The sequence below is a fragment of the Vibrio sp. 10N.222.49.C9 genome, from assembly GCF_041474985.1.
In the GTDB taxonomy this organism is placed as follows: domain Bacteria; phylum Pseudomonadota; class Gammaproteobacteria; order Enterobacterales; family Vibrionaceae; genus Vibrio; species Vibrio crassostreae_C.
On record NZ_JBFRVD010000121.1, the window covers coordinates 1 to 545 of the forward strand.

Genomic DNA, 545 nt, shown 5'->3' on the forward strand with positions numbered 1-545 from the left:
GGATAGGCTTGATGCTACCCCAGCTGCGGCAAGATGGGCAATGCCAATGAAGGGCATGAGTTGAATAGCCACATTTGCGGCATCTGTGATGGGGTTTCACCTTCAATTGCTCACCAACCATGGTTTGCAGGGTGCTTAAGCTGTCTTTAGCACGGCCCTCTTCCGCCTCTGCAATATGGTAATCAATTAAACGGTAGAAGCCCTTCATAGTAGGGTTCTTGATGAGCTGTCGAGTCAACAACGATTGAGCGGCGCCTGTGCCTTCATGCTGAGCGACCACTTGTGCCAGCATGAGCTCGACGGACACACCCGCTTTCTTGTCGATACATTTACGAAGAAACTCTAACAGTTCAGGCTCTTGACCCAGGTGGTAATAGCAATCGGCGAGGTTTGGTAGCACCTCACTGATAAAGTCGACATCCTGAGCTAATACCGACTCTAGATACTTAATGGTCTTGGTGTACTCTTCCGTTTCCATGTAGATGCGGCCAAGTGATATGTTGGCACGCACACATTTAGGGTCTTCCGCTAGCGCTTTCTTATAG

The 545-nt window shown here is 49.5% G+C and carries 1 pseudogene; it reads right to left on the bottom strand.

The features are described from left to right. Window positions 1-545: pseudogene (locus AB4585_RS22265) on the bottom strand (lipopolysaccharide assembly protein LapB); the annotation flags it as partial.